The organism is Geodermatophilus sp. SYSU D00867, from assembly GCF_054050315.1.
The window spans coordinates 1-14,724 of record NZ_JBJGZC010000017.1 but is presented as its reverse complement, the minus strand read 5'-3'; the positions used below and the strand labels follow the sequence as shown (position 1 = coordinate 14,724).

15 protein-coding genes are annotated in these 14,724 nt (G+C 75.5%); 12 read left to right on the top strand and 3 right to left on the bottom strand.

All coding sequences use genetic code 11. The annotated features are described in order from the left end of the window. Nucleotide 1: 1 nt before the first annotated feature. From ACI8AK_RS16510 to ACI8AK_RS16500, 3 genes are all read right to left on the bottom strand, one after another. Nucleotides 2-1,606 carry a PhnE/PtxC family ABC transporter permease gene (locus ACI8AK_RS16510; RefSeq protein WP_456948462.1) on the bottom strand — a complete coding sequence of 535 codons (1,605 nt, stop codon included), beginning with the start codon at nt 1,604-1,606 and terminating at the stop codon, nt 2-4. After that, nucleotides 1,603-2,280 (bottom strand): phosphonate ABC transporter ATP-binding protein, encoded by a 678-nt coding sequence (locus tag ACI8AK_RS16505; RefSeq protein ID WP_456948461.1) that lies wholly within the window; start codon nt 2,278-2,280, stop codon nt 1,603-1,605. Before ACI8AK_RS16505 ends, ACI8AK_RS16510 begins: the two co-directional genes overlap by 4 nt. A gap of 62 nt (nt 2,281-2,342) precedes the next feature. Beyond that, nucleotides 2,343-3,290 carry a putative selenate ABC transporter substrate-binding protein gene (locus ACI8AK_RS16500; RefSeq protein ID WP_456957131.1) on the bottom strand — a complete coding sequence of 316 codons (948 nt, stop codon included), beginning with the start codon at nt 3,288-3,290 and terminating at the stop codon, nt 2,343-2,345. Nucleotides 3,291-3,407: 117 nt separating this feature from the next. Between ACI8AK_RS16500 and ACI8AK_RS16495 the strand changes: the two genes are divergently transcribed. The 12 genes from ACI8AK_RS16495 to ACI8AK_RS16440 all read left to right on the top strand — a co-directional run bounded on the left by ACI8AK_RS16495 (nt 3,408) and on the right by ACI8AK_RS16440 (nt 14,370). After that, complete coding sequence (locus tag ACI8AK_RS16495; RefSeq protein WP_456957129.1) at nt 3,408-3,767, top strand: histidine triad nucleotide-binding protein; 360 nt, start codon at nt 3,408-3,410, stop codon at nt 3,765-3,767. Nucleotides 3,768-3,798: 31 nt separating this feature from the next. Beyond that, nucleotides 3,799-4,626 (top strand): enoyl-CoA hydratase/isomerase family protein, encoded by an 828-nt coding sequence (locus ACI8AK_RS16490; protein WP_456957128.1) that lies wholly within the window; start codon nt 3,799-3,801, stop codon nt 4,624-4,626. An 87-nt stretch (nt 4,627-4,713) separates the two neighbouring features. Then, complete coding sequence (locus ACI8AK_RS16485) at nt 4,714-5,847, top strand: PhoH family protein (protein WP_387985280.1); 1,134 nt, start codon at nt 4,714-4,716, stop codon at nt 5,845-5,847. Nucleotides 5,848-5,852: 5 nt separating this feature from the next. Then, nucleotides 5,853-6,356, top strand: coding sequence for an rRNA maturation RNase YbeY (gene ybeY, locus ACI8AK_RS16480; RefSeq protein ID WP_456948458.1), 504 nt, complete (start codon nt 5,853-5,855; stop codon nt 6,354-6,356). Nucleotides 6,357-6,360: 4 nt separating this feature from the next. Beyond that, on the top strand, nt 6,361-7,692 hold the full coding sequence (locus tag ACI8AK_RS16475; protein ID WP_456957126.1) for a hemolysin family protein: 1,332 nt from the start codon (nt 6,361-6,363) through the stop codon (nt 7,690-7,692). A gap of 6 nt (nt 7,693-7,698) precedes the next feature. Then, nucleotides 7,699-8,031, top strand: a complete 333-nt coding sequence (locus tag ACI8AK_RS16470; protein WP_456948456.1) for a cytidine deaminase — start codon at nt 7,699-7,701, stop codon at nt 8,029-8,031. 130 nt (nt 8,032-8,161) lie between these two features. After that, the gene (gene era, locus ACI8AK_RS16465) at nt 8,162-9,076 is read left to right on the top strand and encodes a GTPase Era (protein WP_387985271.1); all 915 of its coding nucleotides are present in this window, start codon (nt 8,162-8,164) and stop codon (nt 9,074-9,076) included. Beyond that, nucleotides 9,076-9,867: a DNA repair protein RecO gene (gene recO, locus ACI8AK_RS16460; protein WP_387985269.1), complete on the top strand. Its 792-nt coding sequence runs from the start codon at nt 9,076-9,078 to the stop codon at nt 9,865-9,867. Before era ends, recO begins: the two co-directional genes overlap by 1 nt. Continuing rightward, the gene (locus tag ACI8AK_RS16455; RefSeq protein WP_456957124.1) at nt 9,857-10,639 is read left to right on the top strand and encodes an isoprenyl transferase; all 783 of its coding nucleotides are present in this window, start codon (nt 9,857-9,859) and stop codon (nt 10,637-10,639) included. Before recO ends, ACI8AK_RS16455 begins: the two co-directional genes overlap by 11 nt. A 160-nt stretch (nt 10,640-10,799) precedes the next feature. After that, nucleotides 10,800-12,356 (top strand): hypothetical protein, encoded by a 1,557-nt coding sequence (locus tag ACI8AK_RS16450; protein ID WP_456957122.1) that lies wholly within the window; start codon nt 10,800-10,802, stop codon nt 12,354-12,356. Between the two features lie 56 nt (nt 12,357-12,412). Further along, nucleotides 12,413-12,847, top strand: a complete 435-nt coding sequence (locus ACI8AK_RS16445) for a hypothetical protein (protein ID WP_387985261.1) — start codon at nt 12,413-12,415, stop codon at nt 12,845-12,847. Continuing rightward, complete coding sequence (locus ACI8AK_RS16440) at nt 12,847-14,370, top strand: FHA domain-containing protein (RefSeq protein WP_456957121.1); 1,524 nt, start codon at nt 12,847-12,849, stop codon at nt 14,368-14,370. The genes ACI8AK_RS16445 and ACI8AK_RS16440 overlap by 1 nt, the downstream gene beginning before the upstream one ends. Nucleotides 14,371-14,724 lie beyond the last annotated feature (354 nt).

The following is a 14,724-nucleotide window of genomic DNA, read 5'->3' as shown; positions in this document are numbered from 1 at the left end:
CTCAGCGCAGGGCCCGCCGCGCCCGCTCGCTGACCAGGTCCACGGCGAGGGTCAGCGCGATCGTGGCCAGCAGCACCGTCGTCACGGCGGGCCAGTCGAAGACCGCCAGGCGCGAGGCCAGCAGCGCGCCCAGCCCGCCGGCGCCGAGCAGCCCGACCAGCAGCGTGTCCCGGACGGCGACCTCCCACCGGTACAGCGCGAACGCCAGCACCGGCCCGGCCGCCTGCGGCGCCACCCCGTACAGCCACGCCCCCGCCGGGCGGGCGCCCAGGGCGGTGAGCGCCGACCGCGGCCGGGCGTCGGCCTCCTCCACCACCTCGGCGGACAGCCGCCCGAGCACCCCGAGCGTGTAGACCCCGAGCGCGAGCGCCCCGGGCAGGACGCCGGGCAGCAGCACGAACAGCAGGACCAGCGCCCACACCGGCGGGGGCACCGCCCGCAGCAGCAGCAGGGCCGCGCGCGCGAGCGCCCCGGCGACCCGCCCGGGCGCCGACCGCCCAGCGAGCCGCGCGGCCGGCCCGGCCACCAGGACCGCGCCCGCCGTCGCCACCGCGATCGCCAGCACCGACGTCTGCAGCGTGACGACCGCCTGCCGGGCGACCTCCCGCAGCAGGTCGCCGCCACCGGCCGGGGGCCAGGCCGCGCCGAGCACGTAGCCGGCCTGCTCGCGGGCGCGCGCGGACACCAGCGACGCCGGCGACAGCGCCAGGAACCACCACGCCCACGCGACGGCGGCCGGCACCGCGAGCGCCGCCGCGGTCAGCACGCGGTCGCGGGAGAGGGTGCCGGCGCGCCGCCTCGGGGCGGCCACCCGGCGGCGCACCGCGCGCCCGGCGACGTCGGCGGCGAGGCACAGGAGGGCCAGCGCGTGGACGGCGGTCCAGACCTCGGGCCAGCGCAGCGACGAGAACGACAGCGACAGCTGGTAGCCCAGCCCGCCGGCGCCGACCAGCCCCAGCACGACGGCGGACCGGACCGCGCACTCCAGGCGGTAGAACGCGTACGACAGCAGCCCGCCGGCCGCCTGGGGGACCAGCCCGTACAGCGCGGCGGCGACCCGTCCCGAGCCCTGCGCGAGCAGCGCGTCGTACGGCCCGCGGGGCACCTCGTCGAGCAGGTCCGCGAACACCTTCGCGGTCACGGCGCCGCAGGGCAGGCCGATCGCCAGCACGCCGACCCACGGGTCCAGCCCGAGCAGGTTCACCAGCAGCAGGCCCCACACCGCCTCGTGCAGACCGCGCGGCACCGCGAGCGCGCCGCGGGCCGCCGCCCAGCCCAGCCGCCGGCCGCCCCAGGTGGTGCGGGTGAGCAGCACCGCCCCCGCCGCGCCGAGGACCAGGGCCAGCGCGGTGCCCAGGACGGCGTAGGCGACCGTCACCAGGGCCGCGGTGCCGAGCACGCCGAGGAAGGCGCCGTCGAGCGCCGGGGACAGCGCCGCCCCGGCGAACCGGCCGAGCTGCGTGCCGCCGGCCGGGTTGAGCACCCCGCCGTCCAGCGCGCTCGCGAGCGCCCAGCCGACGGCGGCCGGCGCGGCCAGCCCCCACGCCCAGCGGCGCCGGTCCCGCCGCAGCGGCGGCGCCGCCGGGCGGGACAGCACCGCGGTCACGCGGCCGCCCCGTAGAAGTCGGCCAGGTCGCGGACCGACAGCGAGGCGGCGCGGACGTCGAGGACCACCCGGCCGGCGGCCAGCCCGACCACCCGGTCGCAGCACCGCAGCGCGAGCGCCGGGTCGTGCAGCGCGGCCAGCAGGGCGCCGCCCCGGGACGCCGGCCCGCCCAGCAGCTCCAGCACCCGGCCGGACAGCGCCGGGTCCAGCGCGGAGGCCGGCTCGTCGGCCAGGACCAGCTCGGGGTCCTGCACCAGCAGCCGCGCGACGGCGACCCGCTGGCGCTGCCCGCCGGACAGGGCGCCGGTGCGGTCGAAGACGCGGTCGGCTAGCCCCACCCGCTCCAGGGCGGCGAGGACCTCGGGCAGGCCCTGCGGCCGCAGCAGGGACCACGCCGCCCGGGCCGCCGGCCACCCGCCGAGCCGGCCGGCGTTGACGTTGTGCACCACGCGCAGCGGACCCACCAGCTCGAGGTGCTGGTGGACGGTCCCCACCCGCGCGCGCAGCCGGCGCAGCGCCCGCCCGCGCAGGGCCGCGGGGTCCTGCCCGAGCACCTCGACCGTGCCGGACGACGGCGGCACCGCGCCGTTGGCCACGGCCAGCAGCGTCGACTTCCCGGCGCCCGAGGCCCCGACGACGGCGACCCGCTCGCCGGGACCGACGGTGAGGTCCACGGACTCCAGCGCGGTCGCCGCCCCGAACCGGACGGTGACGCCGGTCAGCCGGAGGACGGCGCTCAGGTGACCAGCCCCAGGCCGCGGCCGATCTCCTCGATCCGGTCGTGGTCAGAGGCCCGCGCCGGGACGAAGGAGCCGGCGCCGAACAGCTCGAGCACCGCGGCGTCGTCCGGGTCCCCGGCCGACAGCCCGGTGAAGTAGCCGGTGAGCCGCCCGGCGACGTCGTCGCCGAAGCGCTCGGGCACCCGCGGGCCGAGCAGCCAGTGGTAGTCGTGGTAGGCCGGGGTCCGGGCGTACCGCACGACCGCCGGGTCCACCGCGCCCGCCTCGGAGCGGGAGGTCCACACCTGCTCGTTGAGCACCCCCGCCTGGTAGGTGCCCGAGGCGACGAGCTGGATGGTCGCGTCGTGCGAGCCGGAGAACCCCGGCCCGCCCGGGAAGCCCTGCGGGTCGACGCCGGCCTGCTGCAGGAAGTACGCGGGCATCAGCCGGCCCGACGTCGAGGTCTCGCTGCCGTAGGTGAACCGCAGCCCGGCCAGCGGGCGCAGGTCGTCCGACGGCGCGAGACCGGTGGCCGTGTGGACCACGAAGAGCGAGTGGAACGCCGTGTCGATGTCGCGCTGGGCGACCGGCCGCGCACCCGGCGCCTGCAGCCGCGCCTGCACCCCGGTGAGCCCGCCGAACCAGACGAGGTCGAGGTCGCCGGTGCGGAAGAGGGAGACCGCGGCGGCGTAGTCGGTGACCGGCACGTAGGTGACGTCGAGGCCGAGCGCGGCGGACATCGAGTCGGCGAGGGTGCCGTGGAGGCGCTGCAGGACCTCGGGGTCCTGGTCGGGGATCGCGCCGATGCGCATGGTGGCCGTCGCGCCGGAGGAGGGGGCGGCGCCGACGGGGGAGGAGCGGCCGCACGCGGCGGTGGCGAGGGCGAGAGCGGTGCCGGCGAGGAACGCGCGGCGGGACGGGTGGACTCCGGGGCTCCCCGACCGGAGAGCGCTGCAGCTGGTCACTACGTCCTGCTGGGCCGCGGGGGGACGGGCACGGGGCACCTCCGGGGACGGGCGGGGGAGGGGGACCGGCCCATCGTGTCGCGCGTGCCCGGGCGGCGCGCGTCCTAGTGTCGGCGCGTGACCGACTGCCTGTTCTGCCGGATCGTCGCCGGGGAGATCCCGGCCGACGTCGTGCACGAGACCGACCGCACGCTGGCCTTCCGGGACGTCAACCCGCAGGCGCCCACGCACGTGCTGGTCATCCCCAAGCAGCACCACGCGACGGTGGGGCTGCTCGTCGGCGCCGACCCGCAGCTGCTCGCCGACGTGGTGGCCGCGGCGCACGCGGTGGCGATCCAGGAGGGGCTGGCCAGCGAGGACGGCACCGAGCCCGGCTACCGGCTGGTGGCCAACACCGGCCCGCAGGCCGGGCAGACCGTCCACCACCTGCACCTGCACGTCCTCGGCGGCCGCGACCTGCACTGGCCCCCGGGCTGAGCCGGGCGGGCCGCCTGGCAGGGTGGCCGGCATGACCGACGCCGGCAGCGCCGCCCCCGTCCGAATCGAGCGGGACGGCGACGTCGCCGTCGTCGTGCTGGACGCACCGCCGCTCAACCTCTTCGACGAGTCGGTGTTCGCCGCCTTCGAGCGGGTCGCCGCCGAGCTGGTCGCCCTCACCGCGCCCGGCCGGCCCGACCGCGCCCGCGCGGTGCTGCTCGAGGCCCGCGGGAAGGTCGTCTCCGGGGGCGTCGACGTGCACGCCTTCCAGGAGATCGCCGAGGGGCCCGAGCCCGCGCAGCGCGGCGCGGCGCTGTGGGCGCGGCTGCTGCGCATCGCCCAGACCCTCGAGGACCTGCCCGTCCCCACCGTGTTCGCCGCGCACGGGCTCACCCTCACCGCCGCCTTCGAGCTGGCGCTGGCCTGCGACGTGCTGCTGGCCGCGGAGAAGGCCTCGTTCGGGCTGCTCGAGATCCGCGTCGGGCTCACCCCGTCGATGGGCGGGCCGCAGCGGCTGGCCGAGCGGGCCGGCCCGGCGCGGGCGAAGGAACTCATCTTCACCGGCGAGCGCTACCCGGCCGCGGTGCTGGAGCGGTGGGACGTCGTCAACCGGGTGCTGCCCGACGACGGCTTCGCCGAGGCCGCCCGCGACTACGCGCGCCGGGTCGCCGCCGGCCCCACGCTCGCGCACGCGGCCACCAAGCGCCTCGTGACGACGGCGGTGCGGCACGGCGCGCGGGCCGCCGACGAGATCACCCCGCAGGTCTCCGGGCCGCTGTTCGCCACCGACGACCTGCGCGGCGCCGTCGCCTCCTTCCTGGCCGACGGGCCGGGGAAGGCGACCTACTCGGGGCGGTGACCCGCCTGCGAGCGCGGTTCCGGTGGCGGGGCGCGGGTAGAGTCGAGCCGTTCAGTCCCCGTGCCAGGAAGGCAGGGTCGAGGGTTCTTGCCCGACACCTCCCCGAACGTCCCCGTGCCGGGCGCCCCCACGTCCCGCGAGGCCTCCGCGCAGGCCGTCGCCGCGGACAGCGCCAGCACCCTCGCGAGCGCCACCCCCGCCGCGGTCCGCGCCACCATCACGGTCCCCGACTCCGTCTCGATGGTCGCCCTGCTCGGCTCCGGTGACGAGCTGCTCCGGCTGGTCGAGTCCGAGCTCGACGCCGACGTGCACGTCCGCGGCAACGAGATCGCCGTGACCGGGCAGCCGGCCGACAACGCCTTCGCCGTCCGCGTGTTCGACGAGCTCATCGCGCTGCTCGGCACCGGCCAGGCGCTGCGCCCGGACTCGGTGCGCCGGGTCATCGGCATGCTGCGCAGCGGCGGCTCCGAGCGGCCGGCCGACGTCCTCAGCCTCGACATCATCAGCCGCCGCGGCCGCACGATCCGGCCCAAGACGCTGAACCAGAAGCGCTACGTCGACGCGATCGACGCGCACACGGTCGTCTTCGGCATCGGTCCCGCCGGTACCGGCAAGACCTACCTGGCGATGGCCAAGGCCGTGCAGGCGCTGCAGACCAAGCAGGTCAACCGGATCATCCTCACCCGCCCCGCGGTCGAGGCCGGCGAGCGGCTGGGCTACCTGCCCGGCACGCTCAGCGAGAAGATCGACCCGTACCTGCGCCCGCTCTACGACGCGCTGCACGACATGGTCGACCCCGAGTCGATCCCGCGGCTCATGCAGTCCGGCACCATCGAGGTCGCGCCGCTGGCCTACATGCGCGGCCGCACGCTCAACGACGCGTTCGTGATCCTCGACGAGGCGCAGAACACGACCGCCGAGCAGATGAAGATGTTCCTCACCCGGCTCGGCTTCGGCTCGAAGATCGTCGTCACCGGTGACGTCACGCAGGTCGACCTGCCCGGCGGCGCGCAGAGCGGCCTCAAGGTCGTGCGCGAGATCCTCGACGGCATCGACGACGTGCACTTCGCCAACCTGACCAGCTCCGACGTCGTCCGTCACCGGCTGGTCGGCGACATCGTGGACGCCTACGAGCGGTGGGACGCCGCCCACCAGCAGGGCGCCGGCCGTCCCGCCGGCCCGGCCCGGCCCGCGCGGCCGACCCGCCGGCAGGGGAGCTGACCGCCGTGCCCGTCGAGGTCGCCAACGAGTCCGAGATCGCCGTCGACGAGGCCGAGCTGACCGGCATCTGCCGGTACGTCCTCGCCGAGATGGGCGTCAACCCGATGGCCGAGCTGTCGGTGCTGTGCGTCGACCCGGACTACATGTCCGTGCTGCACGAGCGCTGGATGGGGGAGAAGGGCCCGACCGACGTCCTGGCCTTCCCCATGGACGAGCTCGACACCGCCCGCCCCGACGACCCCGACCCCGGCCCCGCGCTGCTCGGCGACGTCGTGCTGTGCCCCTCGGTCGCCGTCCGGCAGGCCCGCGCCGCCGGCCACTCCATGGACGACGAGCTGCTGCTGCTGGCCACCCACGGCGTGCTGCACCTGCTCGGCTACGACCACATGGAGCCCGAGGAGGAGCGGGAGATGTTCGGCCTGCAGACCCGCCTGCTGGAGGGCTGGCGCGCGGCGCCGCGGCAGCCGGTCACCGGCGAGCCGGCCGAACGGGGTCCCGGGACGCGGTGACGCGATGAGCGCCGGTACGGTCACGCTGCTGGTGGTCGCGATCTGCCTGGTGCCGCTGGCCGGACTCTTCGGCGCCATGGACGCCGCCCTGCAGCGGGTGTCCGCGGCGCGGGTCGAGGAGCTGCGCCGCGACGGCGTCCGGCGGGCGGCCACCCTCGAGCGGGTCCTCGACGAGCGCGCCCGCCTGGTGGCGCTGCTCCTGCTGCTGCGGATCGTCTGCGAGATGGTCGCCGCGGTGCTGGTCGCCGTCGTCCTGGTCCGCGTGCTGGGCATGGGCTGGCAGGCGGTGCTCGCCGCCGCCGGCGTGATGACCGTCGTCAGCTACGTGCTGGTCGGCGTCGGGCCGCGGACGCTGGGCCGTCAGCACGCCTACCCCCTCGCCCTGACCACCGCCGGGGTGGTGCGGCTGCTGGGCCGGGTGCTCGGCCCGGTCACGACGCTGCTGATCCTGATCGGCAACGCGATCACCCCCGGCCGCGGCTACCGGGACGGCCCGTTCTCCACCGAGGTCGAGCTGCGCGAGCTCGTCGACCTCGCCGAGGAGCGCGGCGTCGTGGAGTCCGGCGAGCGGAACATGATCCACTCGGTGTTCGAGCTCGGCGACACCATCGCCCGCGAGGTCATGGTGCCGCGCACCGACGTCGTGTGGATCGAGCGCACCAAGACCGTCCGGCAGGCGCTGGCCCTGGCGCTGCGCAGCGGCTTCAGCCGCATCCCGGTGATCGGGGAGAACGTCGACGACGTCGTCGGCGTCGTCTACCTCAAGGACCTCGTGCGCCGGTCGCAGAACCTCGGCGACGGGCGTGGCCCGAAGGTGGAGGAGCTCATGCGCCCGCCGGCGTTCGTGCCGGAGTCCAAGCCGGTCGACGAGCTGCTGCGCGACATGCAGGCCCGCCGCACCCACATCGCGATCGTCGTCGACGAGTACGGCGGCTTCGCCGGGCTGGTCACCATCGAGGACATCCTCGAGGAGATCGTCGGCGAGATCGCCGACGAGCACGACGCCGTCCAGCGGCCGCCGGTCGAGCACCTCGACGACGGGTCGGTGCGGATCACCGCCCGGCTGCCGGTCGAGGACCTCGCCGAGCTGTTCGACGTCGAGCTGCCCCGCGACGACGACGTCGAGACCGTCGGCGGCCTGCTCGCCCGCGAGCTCGGGCTGGTGCCGATCGAGGGGTCGTCGGCGGAGGTCGCGGGGCTGCGGCTGGTCGCCGAGAGCACCGGCGGGCGGCGCAACCGCATCGACACGATCGTCGTCACGCGGGTGCCCGACGCCGATCCCGGGCACCAGTCCGGGGCCACCCGGGCCGAGGTCCCGGCCGGCGTGGAAAGCTGAGCCCTCGTGCCCGACCTGCAGCCCGAGGACGCCAAGCTCGTCACCCTCGCCCGCTCCGCGCGCGGCCGCACCGGCGCCCCGGAGGGCGCCGCGGTCCGCGACACCGACGGGCGCACCTACGTGGCCGCCAGCGTCGCGCTGCCCTCGCTGCGGCTGTCCGCGCTGCAGGCGGCCGTCGCCGCGGCGGTCTCCAGCGGCGTCGAGGGCCTGGAGGCGGCGGCGATCGTGTCCGACGCCGACGCCGTCGAGCAGGAGGGCCTGGCCGCCGTGCACGACCTGACGCCGTCGGCGCCGGTGCACCTCGCCGGGCCCGACGGGATGCTCCGCACCACGGCGTGACCGCGACGAGTGGGGGCCGGAGGCCTCCGCGAGGAGCGGCCGTGGGGCTCCACGCCTGTGGCGGACGGCACGTGGCCGCGGTGTCGGCCGGTGGGCCGACGATGTCGTCACGCAGTGGGAGACTGGGCCGGTGAGCACGCCGGACCAGCCGTACCGCAGCGGCTTCGCCTGCCTGGTCGGCCGGCCCAACGCGGGCAAGACCACGCTGACCAACGCCATGGTCGGCGAGAAGGTCGGCATCGTCAGCAACCGGCCGCAGACCACCCGGCACGCGATCCGCGGCGTCGTGCACCGGCCCGGCGGGCAGCTCGTCCTCGTCGACACCCCCGGCCTGCACAAGCCCAGGAGCCTGCTGGGCCGCCGGCTCAACGACGTCGTCCGGGACACGCTGTCCGAGGTCGATGTCGTGGTGTTCTGCATCCCGGCCGACCAGCCGGTGGGCACCGGTGACCGCTTCATCGCCCGCCAGCTGAAGGAGGTCACGGCGCCGGTGGTCGTCGTCGTGACCAAGACCGACGCCGCGTCGAGGAAGCAGGTCGCCGAGCAGCTGGTGGCCGCCAGCCAGCTCGTCGAGGCCGCCGAGGTCGTGCCGGTGAGCGCGGTCGCGGGCGACCAGGTCGAGCTGCTGGAGGACCTGCTGGTCGGCCTGCTGCCGGAGGGTCCGCCGCTGTACCCCGAGGAGCAGACCACCGACGAGGACACCGACCGCCAGATCGCCGAGCTCATCCGCGAGGCGGCGCTGGAGAAGGTGTTCCAGGAGGTGCCGCACTCGCTCGCCGTCACCGTCGAGGAGCTCAACCGTCGGCCCGACCCCAAGCGGGAGGGCGCGGAGCTGGTCGAGGTGCACGCGCTGCTGCACTGTGAGCGCCCCAGCCAGAAGCCGATGCTGCTGGGCAGGGGCGGGTCGGTCATCAAGGCGATCGGCACCGAGGCCCGCGCCGGGCTCGAGCAGCTGCTCGGCGCGCGCGTCCACCTCGACCTGCACGTCACCGTGCTCGGCGAGTGGCAGGACGACCCCAAGAAGCTCAACCGGCTCGGGTACTGATGAGCACCACGCCGAAGTCGCTGTACCGCGACGAGGGGATCGTCCTGCGCACCCAGAAGCTGGGGGAGGCCGACCGCATCGTCACGGTCCTCACCCGCCGGCACGGCAAGGTGCGCGCGGTGGCCAAGGGCGTGCGCCGCACCAAGAGCAAGTTCGGCGCCCGGCTCGAGCCGTTCAGCCACGTGGACGTGCAGTTCTACACCGGCCGGAACCTCGACATCGTCAGCCAGGCGGAGTCCATCCGCTCCTACGGCTCGGTCATCGCCGCGGACTACCGCGCCTACACCGCCGGCACCGCGGTGCTCGAGACCGCCGACCGGCTGACCGCGGAGGAGAAGGAGCCCTCGCTGCGGCTGTTCCTGCTCGTCGTCGGCGCGCTGCGGGCGCTGGCCGAGCAGACCCACCCGGCCGGGCTGGTGCTCGACGCCTTCCTGCTGCGCGCGATGTCGGTGGCCGGCTGGGAGCCGGCGCTCGGCGACTGCGCCCGCTGCGGCCTCGAGGGGCCGCACCGGCACTTCTCCGTCCCCGCGGGCGGCTCGGTGTGCCTCGACTGCCGCCCCGCCGGAGCGGGCAGGCCCAACCCCGTCACCATCGGGCACCTGGAGGCGCTGCTGTCCGGCGACTGGGCCACCGCCGAGGCCAGCGAGGCCGCGCAGTGCCGCGAGGGCAGCGGGCTGGTCGCCGCGCTGCTGCAGTGGCACCTCGAGCGTGGGTTGCGCTCCCTGCCGCTGGTCGACCGCTCGGACCCGTCGGCCCCGCGCCGGGAAGTGAGCCTGCTGAGTGAGGCGTGAGGTCCCGGCGCCGCGGCAGGTGAAGGCGCCGGACCCGCACCCCTCGGGCGTCCGCCCGCCCGAGCTGCCCGCCGACAAGGTGCCCCGGCACGTCGCGATCGTCATGGACGGCAACGGCCGCTGGGCGAAGGAGCGCGGCCTGCCCCGGACGGCCGGGCACGAGGCGGGGGAGTCCTCGCTGTTCGACTGCGTCGAGGGCGCCATCGAGCTCGGCGTGAAGGCGATCAGCGCCTACGCCTTCTCCACGGAGAACTGGCGGCGCAGCCCCGAGGAGGTCCGCTTCCTCATGGGCTTCAACCGCGACGTCATCCGCCGCCGACGCGACGAGATGCACGACCTCGGGGTCCGGGTGCGCTGGGCCGGCCGCCGGCCGCGGCTGTGGCGCAGCGTCATCCGGGAGCTCGAGGTCGCCGAGGACCTCACCCGGGACAACGACGTCCTCACGCTGACCATGTGCGTCAACTACGGCGGCCGCGCCGAGATCGCCGACGCCGCCGCGGCCATCGCCCGCGAGGTCGCCGCCGGCCGGCTGGACCCGGGCGAGGTCGACGAGGACACCGTCGCCCGCTTCCTCGACGAGCCGGACATGCCCGACGTCGACCTGTTCGTGCGCAGCTCCGGGGAGAACCGGACGAGCAACTTCCTGCTGTGGCAGTCGGCCTACGCCGAGTTCGTCTTCCTCGACACCCTCTGGCCGGACTTCGACCGCCGGCACCTGTGGGCGGCGTGCGAGGAGTACGCCCGTCGCCAGCGCCGCTTCGGCAAGGCGTAGGCCCCCGTCCGCGGGTCCGCGACGGGGACCGTCCGGACCGCTCCCCGGACGTCCGTGCAGGCCGGGACGCGGTTCCGGCTGCCGCGCCGGAATCCGTTGACAGTGCGTGCGCGCCCCCTGACAGTGGCGGCTCCCCCGACAGAGGACGGAAGCCCCCACCGTGAGCGAGAGCACGATCGCGTCCCAGCACGCCCGGACCCCGGCAGCACCACCGCAGCCCGGTGACCTGAACGACCAGCTGATCGCCAGTGACTTCTGGACCGACCAGATGCTGGCCGACGCCGGCATCCCCGTCGTCGACGTCCCGTTCGTCACCTTCGGTGGCGGCATCGGCTCGTTCGTCACGGTCGACTACCTGCGGATCTGCGGTGTCCCGACGAGCGCCATGCGCGTGCTCACCCCGCTGAAGACGCCGTGGGAGAGCTACGAGTACCTGACGACGGTCTCCCAGATCCCGCGCGGCGAGCGGCTGCGGTCGGACTCGTCGTCCTGCCCCGACAACATCTGGGGCTTCCCGAGCTACGCCATCCGCGAGGCCCTGCAGGGCAACCTCAAGCAGGCCTGGAACGTGCTGGTCGAGCCGATCTTCGCGAACTACTACACGCCCAAGGCGGGGCACGCGTTCGAGTCGATGGAGAAGGAGATGTACCGGATCCGGTACCCGGAGATGGTCGTCCACGGCCAGGTCCGCATGGTCCGGCGCCGCGTGGGCGGGGGGTACTTCACCATCCTGACCCCGCCCGAGGGCGCGACGCCGACCAAGCGGATCGCCTACCGCAGCACCTGGGTGCACGTGGCCGTCGGCTACCCGGGCCTGAAGTTCCTGCCCGACCTGCAGCGCTACCGCAACGAGCACAACGACTACGGCAGGGTCGTCAACGCCTACGAGCGGCACGAGCAGGTCTACGAGCGGCTGCACCAGCGCCCGGGCACCGTCCTCGTCCGCGGCGGCGGCATCGTGGCCTCGCGCGTCCTGCAGCGGCTGATCGACGACCGCGACCGGCTCGGCCTGCAGACCCAGATCGTCCACCTGTTCCGCACCTACGTGGACAGGCCGCACGGCACCGGCATCCTCAAGCGCCGCAAGGGCGCCGACGGCTGGGCCTACCAGGGCTTCAACTACCCGAAGTCGGTGTGGGGCGGCCAGCTCAAGCAGCAGGTGCGCAAGAGCGAGGGCGCCGACCGGAAGCGGCTGTACGAGGAGATGGGCGGCACCAACACCCCCGTCCGCCGGGACTGGAAGGAGCAGCTCGAGCGCGGCCGCGCCGAGGGCTGGTACCGGGTGATGATCGGCCGGATCGAGGAGATGAAGCCGGCCGGCGACCTCGTCGAGGTCACCGTCAGCACCCCGGACCAGGGCCCGCACACCGGCACCTTCGACGCCGTCATCGACTGCACCGGCCTCGAGGCCGACATCCGCGAGCACCGCGTCCTGGCCGACCTGCTCGACCACTCCAACGCCACCCGCAACCCGGTGGGCCGGCTCGACGTCCAGCGGAACTTCGAGGTCACCGGCACGCGGAACGGCGGCAAGGTCTACGCCTCCGGCAGCGCCACCCTCGGCGGCCCGTTCCCCGGCGTCGACACGTTCTTCGGCCTGCAGATCGCCGCGCAGGAGATCGCCGACGACCTGATCGCGCAGGGCTTCGCGCAGAAGCTCGGGCCGGGCCGGTCGACCAGCCAGTGGTGGAAGTGGGTCCGGAACGAGCAGATCTGACCGACCCGCCCTCACCCCGCCGACCGACGTCCGCGACGACCGAGAGAGACGACGCCGTGCTGCCCACCCTGAACGGCCGCATCCAGACCAGGATCTTCCTGCTGGCCGTGGTCGGTTCGATCTGGACCCTGATCATCACCCCGGTGCTCCCGACCGGGGCCTCGCTCGGCGCCTCCTACGGCGCCACCTTCTCCGTGCTGCTCGTCGTGCTGGTGCTCGGCGTGCTGTGGGAGCTCGTCTACCACGGCATCCAGCAGTTCCGGTGGGAGAAGGACTGGCCGACGCTGTTCGGCCTGCTCACCGGCATCCCCGAGGGCCTGCTCGTGTGGTTCCTCTTCGCCGGCGGTGCGATCCCGTGGATCGACTCGCTGCCCGGCCCGGCGTTCGCCGTCCACTTCGTCAGCACCTGGCTGATCGTGTGGCTGGTCGCCAACGGCCCGATGCGCGTGCCGTTCATCCACTGGCGGATCAACGGCGGGAGGCTCGTCTGATGTCGGCCCCCACGCCTCCGCTCACCGGGACGACCGGCGCACCGGCCACCGTGCCGCCGTTCGACCAGGTCGCCGTCCGGGTCGCCCCCGGTCCCGACCTCGTCGTCCGGATGCCCGGGGTGCTCCTGGTCGTCGGGGTCACCACGCAGCCGTCCGGCCCCGCCGCCCCGGCGGCCCGGCCGGCGCTGGTCGGCTGGGGCTCGGCCCCGGTCCCGCCCGCGCCCGTGGCCGCCCCGGCCGGCGACGCGCACGTCGGCGAGCTGGTCGCGCTGTGCCGCCGGCTGTCGGCGGCCGGCTCCCGCGCCCCGGGCCGCCGGCTGCACGAGGAGCTGCGGACCTGGCTCGGCACCGTGACCGAGCCGCCGTCGTTCGCGGTCGCCGCCGCCACCGAGGACGGGCTGACGCTCGTGCTCGTCGGCGGCGGCAGCGCCGAGGTGCCCGACCTGGGGCTGCGGCTCACGCCGGCCCAGGGGGAGAAGCTGGACAACGGCACCCTCGTGCTCGACCGCTTCGTCACCTGGCCGCCGGCCCCGCTGCACCTGTCGGCCGGCTCGCCCGCCGACACCGCGCCGCACCCGCTCGCCGACCTCGAGGCCGGCGCGGTCCCCGGCGCGGCCGCGGTGCTCTCACCGGCCCCCGCGCCCTCGGCCGCCGCCCCGGCGCCGTCGGGCACCATGCAGGTCCGGCTGCCGGCACCGCACGCCCGGGTGCCGCTGTCGACGGCCAAGCCGCCGGCCCGTCCGGTGCCCGCCGCGCCCGCCGGGGCCCCGGCCGGCCACGACCACGCCGGCCACGCCTCCGCCGGTCACGACCACGCCGGTCACGACTCCGCCGGGCACGCGCACGCGGCCCCGGCACCCCTCGCGGCCCCGGCACCCGCCGTCGACCCGGCTCCGGTCGCGCCGCCGCCCGCGCCGGTGGAGCTGCCGGCGCCGGAGCGGTCGTCCCTGCTGTTCGGTGCCGCCGCCGAGGCGGAGCCGGCGCGGCAGCCGCTGCCGACCCCGGGCCAGGAGCCGGCGCCCGCCGCCGCGGAGCCGGAGGACGAGCGGCCCACGGTCAAGGGCATCCTGTGCAAGAACGGCCACCTCAACGACCCGCGGGCCGGGTTCTGCGCGCTGTGCGGCATCCGCACGACGCAGCAGACGGCGGTCGTCGTCGAGGGCGTGCGCCCGCCGCTGGGGCTGCTCGTCTTCGACGACGGCGCCACGGTGAGCCTGGACATGGACTACCTGCTCGGCCGCGAGCCGGAGACCGACGAGCGCGTCGTCTCCGGCCGGGTGCGGCCGCTGCTGGTCCTCGACCAGACCGGCGGCGTCAGCCGGCACCACGCCGAGATCCGGCTCGAGGGCTGGGACGTGCTGCTGGTCGACGTCGGCTCGGCCAACGGCACGCTCGTCGCCCCGCGCGGCGCCCCGGGCTGGTCCTCGCTGGTGCCGCACCAGCCGATCCGGCTGACCCCGGGCACGGCGGTCCGCATGGGCGGTCGCCAGTTCGCCTTCGAGTCGCAGCACGGCGGGTACTGACCCGCACCCCGCTCCGCTCCGGCGCCCGTCTCCCCACCCGGGGAGGCGGGCGCCGTCGCGTTCCGGGACTCCCGCGGGTGCCCCGCCCGCGGTGGAGCTCTGTACCGGTCAGGGCGCGGCGCCCGGGGGCCGGGGAGGGGGAGGGGTCCTGCGCACGCTCGTGCTCTGCCCACCGGTGTGTGCAGAGCACGAGCGGTCGGAGCGGGGACGACCGGGGGCAGGGACCACCAGGAGGTGAGGAGGGCCAGGAGGTGAGGAGGGCCAGGAGGTGAGGAGGGCCAGGAGGTGAGGAGGGCCAGGAGGTGAGGAGGGCCAGGAGGTGAGGAGGGCCAGGAGGTGAGGAGGGCCAGGAGG

Coding starts and splice junctions, on each gene's coding strand:
- ACI8AK_RS16475 (WP_456957126.1), top strand. CDS start 6,361: ATGAGCGCCGGTACGGTCACGCTGCTGGTGGTCGCGATCTGCCTGGTG.
- ACI8AK_RS16440 (WP_456957121.1), top strand. CDS start 12,847: ATGTCGGCCCCCACGCCTCCGCTCACCGGGACGACCGGCGCACCGGCC.
- recO (WP_387985269.1), top strand. CDS start 9,076: ATGAGCACCACGCCGAAGTCGCTGTACCGCGACGAGGGGATCGTCCTG.
- ACI8AK_RS16490 (WP_456957128.1), top strand. CDS start 3,799: ATGACCGACGCCGGCAGCGCCGCCCCCGTCCGAATCGAGCGGGACGGC.